The organism is Sphingomonas sp. SP2, from assembly GCF_058313385.1.
Window position 1 is genome coordinate 707,932 of the sequence record NZ_JBZFLD010000001.1, and the last position, 19,107, is coordinate 727,038.

Annotated in this window: 21 protein-coding genes; 6 read left to right on the plus strand and 15 right to left on the minus strand. The window is 66.1% G+C overall.

Annotation, left to right across the window (positions count from 1 at the left end):
• The first annotated feature begins 3 nt into the window (after positions 1-3).
• Genes mnmG through AC4GYU_RS03655 form a run of 4 tightly spaced genes read left to right on the plus strand, consistent with a single transcriptional unit; the run spans position 4 to position 3,942 of the window.
• The gene (gene mnmG, locus AC4GYU_RS03640; protein WP_491085540.1) at positions 4-1,686 is read left to right on the plus strand and encodes a tRNA uridine-5-carboxymethylaminomethyl(34) synthesis enzyme MnmG; all 1,683 of its coding nucleotides are present in this window, start codon (positions 4-6) and stop codon (positions 1,684-1,686) included.
• Positions 1,683-2,285: a 16S rRNA (guanine(527)-N(7))-methyltransferase RsmG gene (rsmG, locus tag AC4GYU_RS03645; protein WP_491085541.1), complete on the plus strand. Its 603-nt coding sequence runs from the start codon at positions 1,683-1,685 to the stop codon at positions 2,283-2,285. Before mnmG ends, rsmG begins: the two co-directional genes overlap by 4 nt.
• Positions 2,282-3,061 (plus strand): ParA family protein, encoded by a 780-nt coding sequence (locus tag AC4GYU_RS03650; protein WP_491085542.1) that lies wholly within the window; start codon positions 2,282-2,284, stop codon positions 3,059-3,061. The genes rsmG and AC4GYU_RS03650 overlap by 4 nt, the downstream gene beginning before the upstream one ends.
• Positions 3,058-3,942: a ParB/RepB/Spo0J family partition protein gene (locus tag AC4GYU_RS03655; protein WP_491085543.1), complete on the plus strand. Its 885-nt coding sequence runs from the start codon at positions 3,058-3,060 to the stop codon at positions 3,940-3,942. Before AC4GYU_RS03650 ends, AC4GYU_RS03655 begins: the two co-directional genes overlap by 4 nt.
• Before the next feature lie 10 nt (positions 3,943-3,952).
• Here the strand turns inward: AC4GYU_RS03655 and holA are convergent, their stop codons facing one another.
• Genes holA through AC4GYU_RS03675 form a run of 4 tightly spaced genes read right to left on the minus strand, consistent with a single transcriptional unit; the run spans position 3,953 to position 8,409 of the window.
• Complete coding sequence (gene holA, locus AC4GYU_RS03660; RefSeq protein ID WP_491085544.1) at positions 3,953-4,924, minus strand: DNA polymerase III subunit delta; 972 nt, start codon at positions 4,922-4,924, stop codon at positions 3,953-3,955.
• Between the two features lie 26 nt (positions 4,925-4,950).
• Positions 4,951-5,448 carry an LPS assembly lipoprotein LptE gene (gene lptE / locus AC4GYU_RS03665; RefSeq protein ID WP_491085545.1) on the minus strand — a complete coding sequence of 166 codons (498 nt, stop codon included), beginning with the start codon at positions 5,446-5,448 and terminating at the stop codon, positions 4,951-4,953.
• Positions 5,445-7,952 (minus strand): leucine--tRNA ligase, encoded by a 2,508-nt coding sequence (gene leuS / locus AC4GYU_RS03670; RefSeq protein ID WP_491085546.1) that lies wholly within the window; start codon positions 7,950-7,952, stop codon positions 5,445-5,447. The genes lptE and leuS overlap by 4 nt, the downstream gene beginning before the upstream one ends.
• A gap of 25 nt (positions 7,953-7,977) precedes the next feature.
• Positions 7,978-8,409 (minus strand): DUF3576 domain-containing protein, encoded by a 432-nt coding sequence (locus AC4GYU_RS03675; RefSeq protein WP_491085547.1) that lies wholly within the window; start codon positions 8,407-8,409, stop codon positions 7,978-7,980.
• Positions 8,410-8,631: 222 nt separating this feature from the next.
• Here AC4GYU_RS03675 and AC4GYU_RS03680 point away from each other — a divergent pair, with 222 nt between their 5' ends.
• Complete coding sequence (locus tag AC4GYU_RS03680; protein ID WP_491085548.1) at positions 8,632-9,321, plus strand: porin; 690 nt, start codon at positions 8,632-8,634, stop codon at positions 9,319-9,321.
• Here the strand turns inward: AC4GYU_RS03680 and AC4GYU_RS03685 are convergent.
• Entirely contained in the window at positions 9,311-9,835 is a 525-nt protein-coding gene (locus AC4GYU_RS03685; RefSeq protein ID WP_491085549.1) for a thiamine phosphate synthase, read from the minus strand. The two genes, AC4GYU_RS03680 and AC4GYU_RS03685, sit on opposite strands and share 11 nt — an antisense overlap.
• 24 nt (positions 9,836-9,859) lie before the next feature.
• On the opposite strand from AC4GYU_RS03685, the gene AC4GYU_RS03690 reads away from it, so the two are divergent.
• Positions 9,860-10,504 (plus strand): YggS family pyridoxal phosphate-dependent enzyme, encoded by a 645-nt coding sequence (locus tag AC4GYU_RS03690; RefSeq protein WP_491085550.1) that lies wholly within the window; start codon positions 9,860-9,862, stop codon positions 10,502-10,504.
• Here AC4GYU_RS03690 and ribA read toward each other — a convergent pair.
• The 10 genes from ribA to AC4GYU_RS03740 all read right to left on the minus strand — a co-directional run bounded on the left by ribA (position 10,501) and on the right by AC4GYU_RS03740 (position 19,062).
• Positions 10,501-11,538 (minus strand): GTP cyclohydrolase II, encoded by a 1,038-nt coding sequence (gene ribA / locus AC4GYU_RS03695; protein ID WP_491085551.1) that lies wholly within the window; start codon positions 11,536-11,538, stop codon positions 10,501-10,503. The two genes, AC4GYU_RS03690 and ribA, sit on opposite strands and share 4 nt — an antisense overlap.
• Positions 11,535-12,317 carry an exodeoxyribonuclease III gene (locus tag AC4GYU_RS03700; protein ID WP_491086872.1) on the minus strand — a complete coding sequence of 261 codons (783 nt, stop codon included), beginning with the start codon at positions 12,315-12,317 and terminating at the stop codon, positions 11,535-11,537. The genes ribA and AC4GYU_RS03700 overlap by 4 nt, the downstream gene beginning before the upstream one ends.
• A gap of 213 nt (positions 12,318-12,530) precedes the next feature.
• Positions 12,531-13,151, minus strand: a complete 621-nt coding sequence (locus AC4GYU_RS03705; protein ID WP_491085552.1) for a LolA family protein — start codon at positions 13,149-13,151, stop codon at positions 12,531-12,533.
• Positions 13,152-13,232: 81 nt separating this feature from the next.
• Positions 13,233-13,661 carry a 6,7-dimethyl-8-ribityllumazine synthase gene (ribH, locus tag AC4GYU_RS03710; protein WP_491085553.1) on the minus strand — a complete coding sequence of 143 codons (429 nt, stop codon included), beginning with the start codon at positions 13,659-13,661 and terminating at the stop codon, positions 13,233-13,235.
• Between the two features lie 4 nt (positions 13,662-13,665).
• Entirely contained in the window at positions 13,666-14,949 is a 1,284-nt protein-coding gene (gene ribB / locus AC4GYU_RS03715) for a 3,4-dihydroxy-2-butanone-4-phosphate synthase (RefSeq protein WP_491085554.1), read from the minus strand.
• Positions 14,950-14,994: 45 nt separating this feature from the next.
• Positions 14,995-15,606, minus strand: coding sequence for a riboflavin synthase (locus tag AC4GYU_RS03720; protein ID WP_491085555.1), 612 nt, complete (start codon positions 15,604-15,606; stop codon positions 14,995-14,997).
• A 1-nt stretch (position 15,607) separates the two neighbouring features.
• The gene (gene ribD / locus AC4GYU_RS03725; RefSeq protein WP_491085556.1) at positions 15,608-16,576 is read right to left on the minus strand and encodes a bifunctional diaminohydroxyphosphoribosylaminopyrimidine deaminase/5-amino-6-(5-phosphoribosylamino)uracil reductase RibD; all 969 of its coding nucleotides are present in this window, start codon (positions 16,574-16,576) and stop codon (positions 15,608-15,610) included.
• 10 nt (positions 16,577-16,586) lie between these two features.
• A complete protein-coding gene (locus AC4GYU_RS03730; protein WP_491085557.1) occupies positions 16,587-16,913 on the minus strand; it encodes a hypothetical protein in 327 nt (108 codons plus the stop codon).
• 61 nt (positions 16,914-16,974) lie between these two features.
• Positions 16,975-17,652 carry an energy transducer TonB gene (locus AC4GYU_RS03735; protein ID WP_491085558.1) on the minus strand — a complete coding sequence of 226 codons (678 nt, stop codon included), beginning with the start codon at positions 17,650-17,652 and terminating at the stop codon, positions 16,975-16,977.
• A gap of 90 nt (positions 17,653-17,742) precedes the next feature.
• Positions 17,743-19,062, minus strand: a complete 1,320-nt coding sequence (locus AC4GYU_RS03740) for a glutamate--tRNA ligase (RefSeq protein WP_491085559.1) — start codon at positions 19,060-19,062, stop codon at positions 17,743-17,745.
• Between the last annotated feature and the right edge of the window lie 45 nt (positions 19,063-19,107).

Sequence of the window (19,107 nt, forward strand, 5' to 3'; positions counted from 1 at the left end):
CAGATGTTTGACGTTGTCGTCGTTGGAGCTGGCCATGCCGGCGTGGAAGCTGCAGCGGCCGCTGCGAGGCGAGGAGCGACCGTGGCTCTGCTGAGCCTGTCGCCTGACAATATTGGCCAAATGAGCTGCAATCCGTCGATCGGTGGAGTGGGCAAGGGGCATCTTGTCCGTGAACTCGACGTCTTCGATGGTTTGATGGCGCGCGCGGCCGACCGTTCGGCGATTCATCGCAGGATGCTCAATCGCAGCAAGGGGCCAGCAGTTTGGGGGCCGCGAATGCAGGCCGACCGCCAACTGTTCGCGCGTGGCATTCGCGCCTTGCTCACTGAAGTGCCCGTTCAAATCCTTTCAGGCGAGGCAGTCGCTTTGCTTTTGCGCGGTGGCGCCGTGCAAGGCGTGACACTCAAGGACGGCTCGAACATCCTGTGCCGGGCGGCGGTCCTTGCGACGGGGACCTTCCTCGATGCGCGCATCTTCATCGGAGATGACGTGCGCCGTGCCGGGCGTCTGGGAGAGGTGGCCAGCATTCCGCTCGCCGCACAGCTACGGGAAGTTGGGCTCGCGCAGCGTCGCCTGAAAACGGGCACGCCGCCGCGCCTCGATGGCCGGACGATCGATTGGGCTCGTCTCGCCGATCAGCCGAGCGACGCCGACAATTGGCGTTTTTCGTCTCTCCCAGAAGTGGTTCCGCAAATCCCGCAGGTACGCTGCGCCATCACGCGAACGACAGAGGCGACCCACGAGATCATTCGGCATTCGGAGTCGCGGTCGCCGCTTTACTCCGGCGTGATCGAGGGGAGAGGGCCACGTTACTGCCCCTCCATCGAGGACAAGATTCGCCGCTTCGGTGATCGGGACGGTCACCAGATCTTTCTTGAGCCCGAGGGGCTGGACGACAATCTCGTCTATCCTAACGGGATTTCGACATCGATGCCGGTCGAGGTGCAGGAGGCCTTTGTCCGGTCGATACCCGGTCTTGAGCGGGCCGCTATCGCGCGTCCTGGCTATGCCGTCGAGTATGAGCATGTCGACCCTCGGCGCCTCGGGTCCGACTTACAGGCGCGCGAGATTGCTGGGCTGTTTCTCGCAGGACAGATCAACGGGACAACCGGCTATGAGGAAGCGGCCGCTCAAGGCCTTGTCGCCGGCCTCAACGCGGCAGCTCGGGCGACTGAAAAGCATCCCGTCCTATTTGATCGACGCAGCAGTTACATCGGCGTGATGGTGGACGATCTGACGGTTCAGGGCGTCACCGAGCCCTATCGAATGATGACGGCGCGCTCGGAATACCGCTTGGCTTTGCGGGCAGACAATGCCGTGGCCCGCCTTGGCGAGGCTGCACTCAGGTCCGACGCATTGAGCGTTGCCCGGAGGGGCGCGATTGAGGCGCATTTGTCGTTCAGGAGCACGCTGGCCTACCAGGATACGGACGAAGGGAAGGCAGACGCTCTGTATGCGCCCTACCTTATCCGCCAGGAACGGGAGTGGGAGGCGGTGGAGAAGGCGAAGGCGATGCGCCTTGGTGCAACCCTTGATTATGCGTCCATCCCTGGCCTTTCAGCTGAAATGGCGGAGCGCCTCACCTTGGCGAAACCGGAAGACATCGATCAGGCGAGTCGAATCGCCGGCGTTACTCCAGCAGCGCTAACTGCATTGCATCTGGCAGCAAGCAGGCTGACCGCGTGAGCAAAGTCTCCTACGTTGTTTCACGTGAAACACAGGCTCGCATCGATCGATTTGTCGCAATTCTCCTTGAGGAAAATGAGCGCCAAAACCTAATCAGCCGGAACAGCGTTGGGCATGTGCAGCGGCGGCATATTAACGATAGCCTCCAGCTCCTCTCTCACGCTCCATCGGACGCGACCTGGCTAGACATCGGGAGTGGCCCAGGCCTCCCGGGTCTGCTGCTGGCAATAAGCGGCGTCCGTCACATCACGATGGTCGAGCCTCGTCGTCTCCGCACCGACTTCCTTTCGCGCTGTCGCGACGAGCTTGCTCTCGACAATGTCACGATCGTCACGGGCAAGGCCGAGCAGCTTGATGGTACGTACGACGTCATCACGGCACGCGCCGTGGCCTCGCTCGACAAGCTCTTCGTGATGGCATCACCGCTAGCCCATGCAGGAAGCCGATGGGTGCTGCCAAAGGGCCGAAGTGCTGCGAAGGAACTGGAAGAGGCGAGGCGCACGTGGCAAGGTGAGTTTCGGCTGGAGCCCAGCGTAACGGATGCGGAGGCCCGCATCTTGGTGGCATCGGCGGTCCGGAAAAGGACGGGGCGGGGATGATCAAGGTCGCAATTGCCAATCAGAAGGGTGGGGTGGGGAAGACCACCACGGCCATCAATCTCGCGACCGGCTTGGCGGCCATGGGATGGAAGGTCCTGCTCGTTGATCTTGATCCGCAGGGTAACGCCTCGACGGGTCTCGGCGTTGGACCGCAGGCTCGCGAGCGTAGCTCGTATGAAGTCCTCATCGGCACGGAAACGGTCACGGACAGCGTTTTGGAAACACGCGTTCCGCGGCTCGATCTTCTTCCGGCAACGCAGGACCTTTCCGGCGCTGAGGTCGAGCTCGTCGAGCTTGAGCGCCGCACTCACCGCTTGTCGGATGCCCTCGATGCCGCACCGGGCCGATGGGACATCTGCCTGATCGACTGCCCGCCGTCGCTTGGCCTGCTTACGGTCAACGCGCTGGTTGCCGCGCGTCACCTACTGGTGCCGCTGCAGTGCGAATTCTTTGCGCTCGAAGGGCTTAGCCAGCTCCTACAGACCGTGGAGCGGATCCGCACCCGCTTCAATCCGGAGCTCTCCATCCTCGGTGTGGCTCTCACCATGTTCGACAAGCGCAATCGCCTTTCGGCGCAAGTGGCCGAGGACGTTCGCGCCTGCCTCGGTGCGGCGGTGTTCGACACCGTCGTCCCGCGCAACGTCCGACTGTCCGAAGCACCGAGCCATGGGCTTCCGGCGCTCATCTACGACCTGCGCTGCTCAGGCTCGACCGCTTATGTCGGTCTCGCCCGCGAGTTGATGGCGCGACTCCCGGCCCTGAAGGAAGCAGCATGAATCAGCAGGCGCGCGGCCTTGGCCGCGGTCTTTCGGCCCTCCTGGGCGATGTCCCGGCCACTGCGGCCGCGGGCAGCGCCGAAGGCGTGCGCGAACTCGACATCTCGGCCATCGAGCCCAACCCCGGCCAGCCCCGCCGAATCTTCGCGGAAGAGGCTCTGGCTGAGCTTGCCGAATCCATCGGTGCGCGGGGCGTGCTGCAGCCGATCCTGGTTCGCCCAGGCGCAAAGGCGGGGACGTACGAAATCATTGCCGGCGAGCGTCGCTGGCGCGCCGCACAGCGCGCACAGCTGCACCGCATCCCGGCCATCATCCGCAACTTCGACGAAGCAGGAACGGCTGAAGTCGCGCTGATCGAGAATGTGCAGCGCGCGGACCTCGGACCGCTCGAAGAAGCCGACGCTTATGCGGCGCTTGTCGAGCGCTTCGGGCACAAGGCCGAAGAGGTCGGCAAACTCGTCGGAAAGAGCCGGAGCCACGTCGCTAACCTGTTGAGATTGCGAGATCTTCCGGAGGCGGTCCGCAAGCATCTTGAGGCCGGATCGCTGACCATGGGTCATGCCCGGGCGATCGCGTCATCCGACGAGGCCGAGATGCTGGCCGAGGAGATTGTGCGCAAGGGATTGTCGGTGCGTCAGGCCGAGGCACTGGCGCGCAAGCGGCGACCGGGCCCTGGCGCGGACATCGCGCGGGGAAGTGCTCGCCTGGCCGCGTCGGCGCGGGATGCCGACCTGCTCGCGCTCGAGCGGCAGCTTGGCGATCTTCTCGGACTCAAGGTTGCCATCCAGCACAATGGGGGCACCGGCCACGTTGCGGTACATTTCTCGAGCCTCGATCAGCTCGACCTCATCTGCCAGCGCCTGAGCGGTGAGCCCATCTGAGAGGGGCCGGTCAGCGCTGCGCGGCGCGGGCCACTTCGAGCAGGGTTTCACCCAAGGATGCCGTCGGGGGCACGGGGCGCAGCAACAGCTCCTTTTCGAGCCGCTGGACGCGTGCAAAGGCATCGCTGAGGCGGGCCGATGTCCAGCGTGGCAGAATGCGGCGCACGGCATCCTTGTCGCGCCAGACATTCCGCATCACGTCGTCCGGTCGCTGTCCGGCATCCAGCCGGGCGCGAAGCGGCGCGAGCATCAGCAGGCGACGCTGCAGGGCGCGCACCACCGGGATGGGGTCGATGCCTGAACTCACCAGCAGTGCGAGCTCTTGCCCCAATCCCCGAAGATCGCCAGCAAGCGCGAGGTCGCCCGGCCGGCTGTGATCGGTTTCCGATTGGTCGATGCCGAGCGCATCCACTGTGTCCTCGGAAAGATCCTTGGGAGTCTCTGGCGACGCCTCGCAGTAGAGAGCGAACTTCTGCAATTCGAGCTTGGCAAGCATCAGATCGCCCGCCGCCTCCTCGGCGATCCGCTCGCCCAATTGCGGCGCGATGCGCAGGCCTTCGGCGCGGCCAAGCTCGAGGATGGCTGCCACGAGATCGCGGCCGGTCAGCGGCTCGCTGACGATGTGGAGCGCCCCATCGCGCTTGTCGGCGAGCTTCGCCAGATTGCTGTCCTTGCGAAGTGCCCCGCTGGTGATCGCCACCGTCGGCGCCTCGATACCCGGAAGCTCCAGCATCGCCTCCAGCGCAGCGATGCTCTCCTCGCCCGCAGGCTCGATCCAGAGCAGGCGCTTGCCGCCGAACATTGAAATGCTGGCGGCTTCGTCGGAGAGCCAGCCCGGATCAGACTTGAGCTGCGCGCCCGTACTTGCGACCTTCTCCGCGCCGAGCGCGCTCAGCAACCGCGCCGCCAGAAGTCGGCTGTTGGACTGGTCGTTGCCGGAGAAAAGATAAAGGCGCGCCGCGGCGTCGGGCCGGTCCAGCATGGCGCCGGCTCGGCCTGAATCAATTCTCACGGCTTGCGGCTGGCGTTTGCGTAGAGGCCGAGGCGGCCCACGATCTGGTCGGCGACGACCTGCGCGAGGCGCTCGGCAGCCGTCTGCTCCGCCGCCACCGTCGCCACATCGGAGCTGACCGCATCGATCCCCGCGTCCGAACCCGCGGTGGCGTCGAGCGCGATCTGGCCGGTAGCATTGTCCACCAGCCGGTAGCGCGCCCGAATAGTCCGGCGTTCGCGGGTGACCGCGGTATCGCCGCGGATACCGAAACCGGTCAGGTCATCGTCGACCTCCACCTCGAGCCGGTAGCGCTCATTGCCCTGCGGCTCGCCAAGTCGATCGGCGAGGGCGGCGCGAAGGAGCCAGCCGGTCCGGCCACCACCGATCGGCTGGACCGCGACGGACTGCAGGAAGGTCGCCGTCGGACCACTCGCACCGCCACCATAGACCGGGCGAAGCGCGCAGGCCGATACCGATGCCGCGAGGGCGAGGAGGAGGGCGATCCGCTTCACAGGACGATATTGACCAGCCGGTCGGGCACCACAATCACCTTCCGCGGAGTCGCGCCGTCGACCAGCGCGGCGACCTTGTCGGCCGACATTGCCATTTCCTGAAGCGCGTCCCGGTCGAGCCCGCGCGGTGCGCTCAGCGTGTGGCGAAGCTTGCCGTTGACCTGGACCGCGATCGTCACCTCGTCATCGACGAGGAGCGCAGGATCGTGCGTCGGCCAAGGCTGGTCGACGGCCATTCCGTCGCCGCCAAGCGCCTGCCATGCTTCCTCGGCGAGGTGCGGCGCCATCGGCGCGACCAGCACGACCAGCATGCGAATGGCGGCGCTTCGATCGGCCGAGGGCGCGGCTTTCTCAAGCGCTCCGACGAGCTCGTAGAGCGCAGCGATCGCCTTGTTGAACTGAAGCCCCTCAATGGCACCGCCGACCGAAGCGATCGTGCGGTGAAGCTTGCGGGTGATCGCCTGATCCTGGCCATCCGCAGTGACCGGGGAGGTCGCAAGGCGCCACACGCGCTGGACGAAGCGAGCCGCGCCCTCGATCCCGCCGATCGACCATTCGAGGTCTCGCTCGGGCGGGGAATCGGAGAGCATGAACCAGCGCACGGCGTCGGCGCCGTAGCGGTCGATGATGAAGTCCGGGTCGACGACATTCTTCTTCGACTTGGACATCTTCTCGACGCGCCCGGCAGTCACCGGATGGCCGCTCTCGACATGAATCCAGTCGTCGCCGTCGCGTTTGACCTCGTCGGGGCTGAGCCAGCTTCCGTCGCCGGCGCGATAGGTCTCGTGGGTGACCATGCCTTGGGTGAAGAGGCCCTTGAAGGGTTCCTTGACCGACAACTTCCCGATCCGCTCGAGCGCGCGGGTCCAGAAGCGGGCATATAGCAGGTGGAGGATCGCATGCTCGACCCCGCCGATATATTGGCCGACCGGAAGCCAGGCCTGGGCCTCGGCCGCGTCGAACGGCTCGTCGTCGGGCTGCGAGGCGAAGCGGATGAAATACCATGAAGAATCGACAAAGGTGTCGAGCGTGTCGGTCTCACGCCGGGCCGCCTTGCCGCACTGAGGGCAATCGACCTTGCTCCAGCTCGGGTGGCGGTCGAGCGGATTGCCCGGAATGTCGAAGGTGACGTCCTCGGGAAGAACGACCGGAAGCTGGTCCTTGGGTACCGGGACCGCGCCGCAATCATCGCAATGAATGATCGGGATCGGCGTGCCCCAATAGCGCTGCCGGCTCACGCCCCAGTCGCGGAGGCGATACTGGGTCTTGCCTTCGCCCCATCCGTCGGCCTCGGCGCGGCGAATGACCTCGGCCTTGGCGGCGTCGGTGGTGAGGCCATCGAGGAAGCGGCTGTTGACCGCGACGCCGGCAATGGTCTCGGCCTCGGCGAGCGGCGCGTCGGCCTGATCTGCGGAAGCGGCGACGACGCGGGTGATCGGAAGGCCGTATTTGGTCGCGAATTCGAAGTCGCGCGCGTCATGGCCGGGGACGCCGAACAGGGCGCCGGTGCCATAGTCCATCAGCACGAAGTTCGCGATCCAGACCGGCAGCTGCCAGTTGGGATCGAGCGGGTGGGTGACCGTCAGGCCGGTGTCGAACCCGAGCTTTTCGGCGGTCTCGATCTCGGCCGCGGTCGTGCCGCCCTGCTTGCAGCGCGCGATGAACGCCGCGACCTCGGCATTGTTGACCGCCAGTGCTTCGGCGATCGGATGGCCGGGCGAGATTGCGACGAAGCTCGCGCCAAAGATCGTGTCGGGACGCGTCGTGAAGACCTCGACCTTGCCACCTTCCGGCCGGGCAAAGCGGAATTGCAGACCGCGGCTCTTCCCGATCCAGTTTTCCTGCATCACCCGGACCTTGTCCGGCCACTGGTCGAGCGTGCCGAGGCCCTCGAGCAGTTCTTCCGCGAAGTCGGTGATCCGCAGGAACCACTGATTGAGCTTGCGCCGCTCGACGAGCGCGCCAGAGCGCCAGCCGCGCCCGTCGATCACCTGCTCGTTCGCCAGCACGGTCATGTCGACCGGGTCCCAGTTGACCTCGGATTCGCGGCGGAAGACGAGGCCGGCCGCGAACAGGTCGAGGAACAGGGCCTGCTCATGACCATAATAGTCAGGTTCGCAGGTCGCGAGCTCGCGGCTCCAGTCGAGCGCGAAACCGAGCCGTTTCAGCTGGCTGCGCATTTGCGCGATATTCGCACGGGTCCACTCGCCCGGGTGGACCTTCTTTTCCATCGCCGCATTCTCGGCCGGCATGCCGAACGCATCCCATCCCATCGGGTGAAGGACCTCAAAGCCCTGCGCGCGACGGAAGCGGGCGAGGACATCGCCCATGGTGTAATTGCGGACGTGCCCCATGTGGATGCGTCCCGACGGATAGGGAAACATCTCGAGGACGAACGACTTAGGCTTCGAGCTCGCGCTGTCCGCGCGGAAACAGGCCTGCGCCTCCCACCGCTCCTGCCAGCGGGAGTCGCTCGCCGCCGGTTCGAAACGGTCGGTGGTCATGCTTGCTCCTTAGATGGGATGGACCTCAGCCGCCGACGGCGGCGCGGCGGATGTCGCGGGCGCGGGTGAGGATGATGTCCTCGAGCTTCTGCACCGTCGCGGCAGTCACCGGGGCGTCGACCCACTGACCGTTCTGGCTGACTTGGCGCGAGGCGGCGACGCGCAGGGCGTCGGCACGGAGATCCTGATCGAGGATCGAGACGGTCAGCTTGACCCGCTCGCCCGGCGAATTGGGATTGGCATACCAGTCGGTCACGATGACGCCGCCGTTGCTGTCGGCGGTGACCAGCGGCGCGAAGCTGAGCGTGTCGATCGCCGCGCGCCACAGATAGGTGTTCACGCCGATCGCCGTGGTCCGGCTTGGCGCCAGCTCGACCGGGATGTTGCGGTTGCGGCTGCAGCCGGCGGCCGTCAGCGCCACGGCTGACAGGAGTACAACGGCAAGCGGTCGGCGCATGATCGGTTTCCTAGGTAGACAGGGCTTCGTGCCTAGCGCTGTATAGAAGGTGCGCCCTCCCTCGCAAGCCGTTCCGCTTGGCGGCGCACCTGTGGATTCGATGTCACAGAACGGGGCGATTCCCGATCCGACGTGGAACATTCATCTTCGCCAGCCTATGTATCGCTTGAAAGGACCGGGGAAGTGGTGAGTCGCCTGCGCGACATGAAAGGAAAGCTGGCTGTGGCGGTTGCCGCAGTGAGCCTTGTCCTGCCCGCTTCGGTGGTGATCGCAGCGCCCGAGAAGGGCAAGCGTCCGCCCGCCGTTTCCTTGAGCTTCGATGGCGGTTTCACGCCGGCGCAGGCCGATCCGCGGCTCGCGGCGGCGCTTGCGAGCCGGCCGGCGCTCGCTTCAGACCTGCGCTTCACGCCGGCGGCCAGCCGTCAGCGTCCGTCGCAGATCCGAATCGCGATTCGTGCGCGGGCGTCGTCGCCGACCCAGGTCGCGCTGCGGGATCGCGCAGCCGCTGCGGCGCCGATGAACGGCGGGATGGCCCTTACCCCGGCGAGCTACAATCTTGGTGCGGCCGTCGGCTGGAAGCGCTTCGCCGTTTCGGCCGATGTCAGCAAGGCGCAGGGCGCGACTCCGGCGCTCAGCCCGCGCGAAGGCGCGACCGTCGGCGTCAGCTACAGCGTGAAGCGCTTCACCGGGCGTGTCGCCGCCAGCGCCGACCGGGCCGAGCAGACCCGCTCGAGCGTGATTGCGGATCCGACCGCTTATGCCCTCGATGTCGGCGGCGCCTACAATATCAGCCGTAACATCGCGGTCACCGGCGGCGTGAAGTACAAGATCGAGCGTGAACGCGTCGCCACCTTCCGCGACCAGCGCCGCGACAGCCAGGCTGTCTACATCGGCACGGCATTCAAGTTCTAAGCCAGCAGTCGATTCCGGCCCAACCGTAGAAGCCAAGTGCCATCAGCGCTTCGCCGCGTCCTGCATCCATGCCGCCCAGGGCAATCGTCCTGCAGCCGCTTCTTTCGGCTAGCTTCAGAGCCTCGTCGACGCCAAGCGCAGGCGCTCCCGGATGGGAACGCGTTGCATGAACCGGCGAGACGAAGGCAAGATCGGCGCTCGCCGTCCTTGCAGCCTCTGCCTGATCAAGGTCGTGAACCGAGAGACTGAAGGGCAGGTGCGTTGCGGCCGCTGGGTTGTGCACAAGATCGGCCCCGACCTCGGTTGCGAGGTCGACATCCCGCGCCACACCCAGAATCAGACCAAGGTCCTTCACCTGCTCGGCGAGGACACGACGCAGGGCCGGTGGCGAGGCATGGTGGCGAACGATAACGCCTGCATTGGCGGCGGCGGATCGGCGAAGCGCTTCGCCCAGCCGGTCGCCAATTCTCTCGTCGGTCAACAGCCACGCGCGCGGCCAGTCTTGCCTTTGCATCGCCTGCCCTCCTAGCAGGCGGCGATGTCCGACGCAGCCGCCCGCCTATCCGCCATTCATTCCATCATCGCGCGAGCCGCTGGCGCCGCGAGGCGCTCGGCCGGCGACGTGACTCTCGTCGCGGTGAGCAAGAATCGCTCGGCAGACCAGATCGAGGAGCTGATTCTCGCCGGGCAGCGCGACTTCGGCGAGAATCGGGTGCAGGAGGCCGCCGACAAGTGGCCCGCCCTGCGAGCGCGCTACCCAGACATCCGGCTGCACATGATCGGACGCCTCCAGTCGAACAAGGCGGCGCAGGCTGCCGGCCTCTTTGACGTTATCCACTCACTCGACCGCAGAAGCCTCCTCGATGCGCTGGTGGCGGCGGGCTGGCAGGGACCGACCTACGTGCAGGTCAACATTGGCGATGAAGAGCAGAAGGGCGGCATCGACCTGAAGGATCTGCCGGATTTCCTCGCGGCAGTGCGCGGGAGTTCGCTGGATCTCGAGGGTCTGATGGCGGTCCCGCCCGCGGACGTCGAAGCCAGTCCCTATTTCGCCCTGCTCGCAAAGCTCGCGCGGCGCCATGACGTCAAGGGTTTGTCGATGGGTATGAGTAGCGACCTGCGCTCGGCGGTCATGCTTGGAGCCACTGTCGTCAGGGTCGGGACGGCGCTGTTCGAAGACTAGTCGAGGTGCCCGCTCTTGGCTTTCTTGGTCGCAAGATAATGGGCGTTGTGCGGGTTCTCGGGAAGGTGATGGGGCACGCGCGTGACCCGAATGCCTTCCGCAGCAAGACCATCCATCTTGGCGGGATTGTTGGTGAGTAGTCGCACCTCGTTGATTCCGAGCGCCCGGAGCATCGCAGCCGCCAAGGCAAAGTCCCGTTCGTCGTCGGCGAAGCCTAAGCGCCGATTGGCTTCCACCGTGTCGAGGCCGCGGTCCTGGAGCGCATAGGCGCGAATCTTGTTGGCAAGACCAATCCCGCGGCCCTCCTGGCGGAGGTAGAGTAGGACACCGCTTCCTTCGGCCTCCATCAGGCGAAGCGCGGCCTGCAACTGCGGACCGCAATCGCACTTCAGGCTGCCGAAGACGTCGCCGGTAAGGCATTCGCTATGCAGCCGGACGAGCGGCGCCTTGCCCCCCAGGGTCCCGACGACCAGCGCAACATGTTCGCTGCCATCCTCGGCTGCACGCATCGCCACGATCTGCGTTGCCGCGTCGAGGCCTTCGACCGGCAAGGCAGCGCGTGCCGCGATCGACACGGTGCGGGGGCGCGCGGCATTTGTCGCTTCGGACGACTTGATGGCGATGCTGCTGGGAGTGTTCACGACCCACAGCGCCGGCATCAGCCCGGCCATCCGCGTCAGCGCCAACGCGCCCCGCGCGGCCTCGACATCCGCGACATCGATGGCGCGCAGCGGCCCGCCGAGGAAACGCGCGAAATCCTGTCCCGCGTCGACAAGGGCGAGCGCTGCCTTGCGATCGAGCCATCGTTCGCGGGCAATCAGGGCGGGCTGGCGGTTCGAGGCAGCATCGCGCTGGTTGCCAAGACCGATGGCGGCGGCACGCGCACCGCTGACAAGAATAGGCGCAGTCGCGTCGGCATCGACCAGCGCGAGCAGCTCTGCCGTTGCCGTCTCCACCGCGGCCACGGTCAGGCCGTCGACACTGACCGACCGGCCAGCGCGCAAGGCGGCGATGGCGTCGGCCGCCGTGCTCAAAGATCGAGCTCGACCACCAAGGGCACGTGATCGGACGGCTTCTCCCACGCGCGGCAGGGTTCATGCACCATATGCATGGTGGCCTGCGCGGCGACACTCGGGCTCGCCCACATGTGGTCGAGACGGCGCCCGCGATCATTCTTGGTCCAGTCCGGCGAGCGATAGCTCCACCAGGTGTAGTTGCGCTGGGGCGCGGGCACGAACTTGCGGCCGAGATCCACCCAGTCATGCGCCTGCTGAAGCCGGCCAAGCGCCTCGACCTCGATCGGCGTATGGCTGACGACGTCGAGCAATGCCTTGTGGCTCCAGACGTCGCATTCGAGCGGCGCGACGTTGAAGTCGCCGACGATCAGGCTCGGCTCGCGCAGGTCTTCCGACCAGCGCGTCATGCGCTCGATGAAGTCGAGCTTCTGCCCGAACTTGGGATTGACCGTGCGATCCGGGATATCGCCCCCGGCCGGAACATAGACATTCTCGAGCCGGAGGCCCTGGGGCAGTCGGACGCCGATGTGGCGCGCCTCGCCATTATCCTGCCAGTCGTGCCGGCCAGGCTCCTCGAGAGGGATCTTGCTGAGGATGGCGACGCCATGATGCATGCGCTGTCCGTGTAGCGCCTGGTGGACATAGCCGAGATCGCGGAAGAACTCCGCCGGGAAGACCTTGTCCTCGGCCTTCGTCTCCTGAAGGCAAAGGACATCAGGCTGTTCCTCGGCGAGGAAGCGGCCGACGATGCCGGTCCGGGCGCGGACCGAATTGATGTTCCAGCTGGCGATCTTGATACGGGTCACGAACGCTCCCTAGCGCGAGGGGAGCCCCATAGGCAAAGGCCCCCGCTCCGGGGGCATGGAGCGAGGGCCGACCAAGCGTTCGTCACGCGAGGGACCTGTCGGCGGCAAGGTAACAGGGGGAAACCCTAGCCATTCCGACGGTCAGATGCGCTACTATCTCATTCCGGATGAAGCCCGCATGAACAGTGGCGCTTTTGCTACCAATTACTTGCGCTTACGGGGTTCGGCGTAGCTGAACGCGCTGTCGGGCACGGCGACATTGTAACGCTGCCCGTCCAGCTTCACCGTGGTCCGCTTGTTCTGCGCGTCGATCGCGGTCCAGCCCTCGAGCATCAGCCCGCCGGGCGCGCCGGCGTTGCGGGAGAAAGCCAGCAACAGCGTGCCGAACTCGGGACGCCGCGCATCACGCGCACGAACGATCACGACGCCGGCATTCTTCTGCGGCTCGATGCGGGCGATGCGCGACAGGTTCGGCTGCGGCGAGAGCAGCACGGCGAGCGGCGACTTGGCGATCGGCCAGGCCGACTTCTGCCCGACCTCATAGTCAATGAAGGTGAGGTTCCGGCCGTCGCCGACCATCAGCATGTTGGCGCCTGCGCCATATTCGAAGCGGATCTTGCCCGGCCGCTTGAGGCTGAGATTGCCCGACTGGCTGCGGCCGCGACCATCGGTCTGGACGAAGCGCGCAGTCATCGACTGGGTCGCGCCGAGGCTCTGCTCGACCTGCTTGAGGGTCGAGGCCGACTGGGCGAGCGCGGCCGGCGCGGTCAGCGACACCAACGCGACGGGCGCGAGAAGGCGGGCCGAGAAACGGAGGAGGGACATGGATGCTCCTGTGATCATGATTGGCGGATTGCCTAGGACGTCCGCCTTGAATGCCCTCTGAACTTGGCGGTTCCCTGCGGTTCAGCCAGCGAAGCGGGCATTGAGTGCAAGAAACGCCAGCGCGGCCTCGGCCGCACCGCCACCCTTGTCGAGCTGCGCGGGGTCGGCGCGAACCAACGCCTGCGCCTCGTTTTCGACCGTGAGGATGCCATTCCCGATCGCCAGCCCGTCCAAGGTGAGGTCCATGATCCCGCGCGCGCTCTCGTTCGAGACCACCTCGAAATGGTAGGTTTCGCCGCGGATGACGACGCCAAGCGCGACAAAGCCATCGAATTTCTCGGTCCGGGCCAGCGCGGCGATGGTGCCGGGAACCTCGAGGGCGCCGGGAACGGTCACCGTCTCATGCGTGTGTCCAGCCGCCTCGATCGCCTTGCGGGCGCCCTCAAGCAGCATGTCGTTGAGGTGCGCATAGAAGCGGGCCTCGACGATCGCGATGTGCAGCGGCTCCATCTCCTCAGCCCTCCTGTCCAATGCAGCGCTCTTCGACGATGGCGAGGCCATAGCCGCTGAGGCCGACGGGCGTATGGCGGGTATTGGAAAGCAGGATCATGTCGTGGATCCCAAGCGCGGCGAGGATCTGCGCGCCGATGCCATAGCTGCGCAGCGCTTCGCCTTCCTCGACGTCCTTGCCTGAGCGGCGGTCCGCCGCGCGCGACAGCGAGCCGGGGCTCGCCGCATGGAGCGCAACCACCACGCCCGAGCCCTGCTGCTCGATCATCTTCATGGCGCCACCGAGGAGCCCCGTCCGTTCGGAGCGCTCGCCCAGGACGTCGGCAAAGAGGTCGAGGCTGTGCATCCGCACCATCACCGGCTGCTCCGGATCGAGAGGGCCCAGCACGAGCGCCAACTGCTCGGCGCCGGTCGCCTTGTCGCGGAACACCTGCGCCTGCCATTCGGTGCCCGAGGCGCTGGTGAAGGGCGACGCGGCAACTCTCTCGACAAGGTGATCGCGACGCAGGCGGTAGGCGATGAGGTCGCGGATGGTGCCGATCTTCAGCCCGTGGGTGCGCGCGAAGTCGATCAGGTCGTCGAGCCGGGCCATGGTCCCGTCCTCGCGCATGATTTCACAGATCACGCCCGAGGGGTTGAGGCCGGCGAGCCGCGAGACGTCGACTGCAGCCTCGGTATGGCCGGCCCGGACCAGCACACCGCCCGGGCGGGCGACCAGCGGGAAGACATGCCCGGGCGAGACGATGTCGTCGGCGCCATTGGCGGCATCGATGGCGACGGCGATGGTCCGCGCGCGGTCGCCCGCGCTGATCCCGGTCGAGACGCCGGTGCGCGCCTCGATCGAGACGGTGAAGGCGGTCTCGTGGCGGGTGCCATTGGTCCGCGTCATCAGCGGCAGGCCGAGCTGGTCGACCCTGTCCTTGGTCAAGGCAAGGCAGATAAGCCCGCGGCCGTGGCGAGCCATGAAGTTGATCGCGTCGGGGGTCGCCATCTGAGCGGGGATGACGAGATCGCCCTCATTCTCCCGGTCGTCGTCGTCGACGAGAATGAACATGCGCCCATTGCGCGCCTCGTTGATGATCGCTTCCGGGCCGACCAGCACTTCCGCCGTACCGCGCTGGAGCAGCTTCTCCAGCCTGACCAACGTGTCGGCGGTCGGATTCCATTCGGACGAGCCGAGTTTCCTCAGGCTGTTGGGATGCAGTCCCGCGGCACGGGCCAGACCCGACCGGCTGATCTCGCCGGTCTCGATGATCGCATTGAGGCGATCGATGAGATTGGTAGACATGCTCAACCAGTATCACATCAAAATGTGATACTCCAGTGCGACAACCTAACCTGCAATGTGATGTGCGGTCGTCATGCGCTGGAGATAACGTGCGAGCACATCAATCTCCACATTGAGCTTTCGTCCCAATGTGGTGCTGCCGAGCGTGGTGTGCTGCCAGGTATGCGGAATGATGTTGACGCTGAAGTGCGTCGCATCCTCGTGATCCTCGACCTGGTTCACCGTCAGCGAGACGCCATCAAGGGTTACCGAGCCCTTGGCGGCGAGCATCGGCCCGAGCGCCTTGTCGACCGCCAGGCCGACGCGGGTGGAATCGCCCTCGGGGCAAAGTCCGATCACTTCGGCGAGGCCATCGACATGTCCGGTCACCAGATGGCCGCCAAGTTCGTCGCCAAGGCGTAGCGCCCGCTCGAGATTGATCCGTGCTCCTTCGGTCCACAGCCCGGGCGCGGTGCGTGCGATCGATTCCAAGCTGATATCGACGGCGAACCAGTCGTCGCCCTTGTCGACCACCGTCAGGCAGGCGCCGGAACAGGCGATGGAGGCGCCGAGGGTCACGCCGGCCATGTCGTAGCCGCAGCCAATCACGAGCCGTAGGTCGCCGCGCTGCTCGACGCTGCGGACGGTGCCGATATCGGTGATGATCCCGGTGAACATATTATCCTCTCGCGGCCGCCGACCGGACGCGCTCGTAGACTTCGAGCCGGTCGATGCCAAGCGAACGCCCGTCTCGCGCCTCCCATCGGCCGTGCGCGTCGCCAATCGCGTCGAGGCCGATATATCCGACGCTCTGGCGCCCCTCGCCGATGATGATCGGGGCCCGGTAGAGCAGGATCCGGTCGACAAGATCGGCCGCGAGAAAGGCCGTCGCCGTCGCCGAACCGCCTTCGACCAGCAGATCGTTGACGTCATGAAGCCGGTAGACTTCCTCGGGCGAGCGCAGCATCACCCAGCCATCCACGGCCTCGCCGCGGCTCAGGAGGGCCCGTCGGGGCGAGCGCTCCTCGAGGCCTGGAAGCCGCACGTCGAGCCGGGGCTGATCGGCCTGGAGGGTGCCGCGGCCCACCAGGATCATGTCGTGGTGGGCGCGCTCCAGATGGACATGGGCGCGGGCATCCTCGCCGGTGATCCACTTGGACTCGCCCGAGGGCAGCGCGATCTTGCCGTCGATCGACAGCGCGAGCTTGAGGGTGACGCGCGGCCGTCCCAGCGCCTGGCGGGTGAGCCAGCCGGCCATGCTCTCGCGCGCTGCCTCGGCAAGCACGCCCGTCTCGACCACGATCTCTTCGTCCCGGAGCTTGGCAAAGCCTTGGCCCCTGGTTCGCGGATCAGGATCTTCGATCGCGGCAATCACACGCGCTAGCCCCGCCGCAATGATGAGGTCGGCACAGGCTGCTCCGCGTTCGCTCCGATGATTGCAGGGCTCGAGCGAGGTGTAGAGCGTGCCGCCCCGCGCACGATCGCCCGCCATGGCGAGCGCAACGGCCTCGGCGTGCGGCCGACCGCCTTCGGCAGTGGCGCCAAGGCCCACCACCTTGCCGGCGGCGTCCAGGACGAGGCAGCCGACGTTGGGATTGGGCGCGGTCGTCCCCCGCGCCGCGCGGCCGAGGGCGATCGCCTCGGCCATCCGCTCGGCGTCAGTTCTCGATGCCGAAGGTATTGGCGATCTCCTGGAACTGCTTCTGGCGAGCCGCCGCCCGCTCCTCGTTCTTCTTCTGGTCCTTGACCTGGTCCGCCTTGATCTCTGCGTCGGTGCGGTTGGCCGACCAGCTGTCGACGTAGGTGATGGTCGGGGGCGGGGCGGTGTTCACCTTCGCGTCGAAGAAGAAGAGCACGAGGATGAAGAGCGTGAAGAAGAGGCTGAGGCCGAGGGCGATCGTATGCTCGCGCCCGCGGCGGGATACGAAGGCCTTCAGGTCTTTGTACGCGGCCTTCGGGCTGTGCATGGGGGGAAGCACGGACATGACCGGAATGTAGGGGGGCGGAAGGCGTACGGCAAACACCGCTCCTCCCGCCCCTCGAGATCTACTCCTCGAGCTGAAAGCGAAGGGTCACGACCATGGTCGTCGCGACGGCGCGACCGTCCTCGGTCGCAGGCTTGTAACGCCAGTAGCGCAGCAGGTGGGACCGGGCGGCGGCGAGGAACTCAGGGTCCGCCGCACCGACGGGTTCGACGCCGGTCACCCGGCCCCGGGCGTCGATCGAGAGTCGGAGCCGGAGCGAGGCCTGCTCTTCGGCGCGACGCTTGGACTCGGGGTAAGGCGGACGGAGGAGGTCAGCCGGCGTGATCGCTCGGGCCGCCAGGCGGACAGGCGGGGCTGGCTTCTCCACCGTGGGAGGCTGCAAGGGAGTTTCGATGATCGGACCCAGCTCGGGCACCGTCGTCTCGATATTGACGCCGGTCTCGAACGTCGGGCCGGGGTTGGGGATTGGCACCACCGGGGGCGTCGGATCGACGAACGTCGGCCGCTGCGGTCGCGGAATCGGCTGGTTGCCCTCTTCGATCGGCTTCGGCGGCACTGGCTTGGGGGGCTCCGGCTTCACGTCGTAGATAACCGTGTCGATGATCGGAGGCAGCGTCGGCGTCTTCATCTTCGCTGCGGCAAGCAGCCCAAGCGCAACGACATGCGCGCCAACGATCAGCGTGAGGGTCGAGGAACTGAGCGGACGCCGGGTCTTCTGATGTGCGGCATAAGCAAGCATGACCACCTCCTCATCTCGAGTCGATGAGAGAATGTTACATCATAACATTTAAGTGGCAAGCTTCGACTTAGCTCGCCTTGAACGGCTCCGTTAGGCTTGTGCGGCGGCCCGCAAGCGCGTGACGGCTCGGTCCTGTCCGATCAGCTGGACGAGGGGGCCCATTTCGGGACCGTTGTCACGCCCAGTCAGCGCAAGACGAAGTGGGAGGAACAGCGCCTTGCCCTTCCGGCCGCTGCTCGCCTTCAGCGCGCTTGTCAGCGCCTGCCAGGGTGCATCGTCCCAGGCGATCACGGTTGCAGCCTCGGCCGCATCCCGGAGGAAGGGGCGATCTTCTTCGGCCGGCGCCGCAGCCGGAATGTCGCCTTGGACGACATCGCGCCATTGTTCGATCTCGCCGAGATGCTGGAGAGCCGTGCGCAAGGCCAACCAGCGCGGTTCGTCTACCCAGGCGGGAACGCGGTCGGTCACCGCTCCTAACGGCAATAGATGCAGCAGCCGCGCATTCAGCTGATGCACCTCGGCCATGTCGAAATGGGCCGGCGCACGGCCGAAGTGCGCAAAGTCGAAGGTGGCGGCAAGCGGCGCAAGATCAGCGACGGGCTCGACGGGCTGGCTCGTTCCCAAACGGGCGAGAAGGCTCAGCAAGGACATGGGCTCGAGCCCCTGCTCCTGCATGGCCGGTACACCGACCGCGCCGAAGCGCTTCGACAGCTTGCCTTCGGCGGCAACGAGCAGCGCTTCGTGCGCAAGAGTTGGGGGCTTGGCACCAAGTGCGGCGAACATCTGCAGTTGCACCGCACTGTTCGACACATGATCTTCACCGCGCACGATGTGCGTGATGCCGAGATCGATGTCGTCGATCACCGACGGCAGCAGGTAGAGCCAGCTTCCGTCCGCCCGGCGGATCACCGGGTCGGAGAGGAGCCGCGGGTCGAACTTTTGCTCGCCCCGGACCAGATCGACCCACGCAATCGGCGCCTCATGGTCGAGACGGAACCGCCAGTGCGGCGACCGGCCTTCGACCGCGACATTCTCGCCTGCGGGCCGCTCGTAGACCGGCGGCAACCCGCGCCCGAGCAGCACCTTGCGGCGCAGGTCGAGCTCTTCCGGTGTCTCGTAACAGGCATAGACCCGGCCCGCGGCCCGAAGTCGCTCGAACTCCCGTTCGTACAATTCAAAGCGCTCGGACTGGCGGACACTCGCATCGGTATGAAGCCCCAGCCAGGCGAGATCCTCGTGGATCGCCACCTCGGCCTCCGGGGTCGAGCGCTCGCGATCGGTATCGTCGATCCGCAACAGGAACCTGCCGCCGTGCCGCGTGGCGAACAGATAATTGTGGAGCGCGGTCCGAATGTTGCCGACGTGGAGGCGGCCGGTGGGCGAGGGGGCGAAGCGAGTGACGACGGTCATTGCCCAGTGCCGCTACCCCGTTGGCGCCCCGGAGGAAAGGAGAGG

Excerpts from the sequence above, each read along its gene's own strand:
- AC4GYU_RS03735 (WP_491085558.1), bottom strand. The coding sequence starts at position 17,652 with ATGCTTGCTTATGCCGCACATCAGAAGACCCGGCGTCCGCTCAGTTCC.
- ribB (WP_491085554.1), bottom strand. The coding sequence starts at position 14,949 with ATGTCTACCAATCTCATCGATCGCCTCAATGCGATCATCGAGACCGGC.
- AC4GYU_RS03730 (WP_491085557.1), bottom strand. The coding sequence starts at position 16,913 with ATGTCCGTGCTTCCCCCCATGCACAGCCCGAAGGCCGCGTACAAAGAC.
- ribH (WP_491085553.1), bottom strand. The coding sequence starts at position 13,661 with ATGGAGCCGCTGCACATCGCGATCGTCGAGGCCCGCTTCTATGCGCAC.
- AC4GYU_RS03705 (WP_491085552.1), bottom strand. The coding sequence starts at position 13,151 with ATGTCCCTCCTCCGTTTCTCGGCCCGCCTTCTCGCGCCCGTCGCGTTG.
- AC4GYU_RS03655 (WP_491085543.1), top strand. The coding sequence starts at position 3,058 with ATGAATCAGCAGGCGCGCGGCCTTGGCCGCGGTCTTTCGGCCCTCCTG.
- AC4GYU_RS03720 (WP_491085555.1), bottom strand. The coding sequence starts at position 15,606 with ATGTTCACCGGGATCATCACCGATATCGGCACCGTCCGCAGCGTCGAG.
- mnmG (WP_491085540.1), top strand. The coding sequence starts at position 4 with ATGTTTGACGTTGTCGTCGTTGGAGCTGGCCATGCCGGCGTGGAAGCT.
- ribD (WP_491085556.1), bottom strand. The coding sequence starts at position 16,576 with ATGGCCGAGGCGATCGCCCTCGGCCGCGCGGCGCGGGGGACGACCGCG.
- AC4GYU_RS03685 (WP_491085549.1), bottom strand. The coding sequence starts at position 9,835 with ATGCAAAGGCAAGACTGGCCGCGCGCGTGGCTGTTGACCGACGAGAGA.
- holA (WP_491085544.1), bottom strand. The coding sequence starts at position 4,924 with ATGCTGGACCGGCCCGACGCCGCGGCGCGCCTTTATCTTTTCTCCGGC.
- leuS (WP_491085546.1), bottom strand. The coding sequence starts at position 7,952 with ATGACCACCGACCGTTTCGAACCGGCGGCGAGCGACTCCCGCTGGCAG.
- AC4GYU_RS03690 (WP_491085550.1), top strand. The coding sequence starts at position 9,860 with ATGTCCGACGCAGCCGCCCGCCTATCCGCCATTCATTCCATCATCGCG.
- AC4GYU_RS03740 (WP_491085559.1), bottom strand. The coding sequence starts at position 19,062 with ATGACCGTCGTCACTCGCTTCGCCCCCTCGCCCACCGGCCGCCTCCAC.
- AC4GYU_RS03675 (WP_491085547.1), bottom strand. The coding sequence starts at position 8,409 with ATGCGCCGACCGCTTGCCGTTGTACTCCTGTCAGCCGTGGCGCTGACG.
- AC4GYU_RS03650 (WP_491085542.1), top strand. The coding sequence starts at position 2,282 with ATGATCAAGGTCGCAATTGCCAATCAGAAGGGTGGGGTGGGGAAGACC.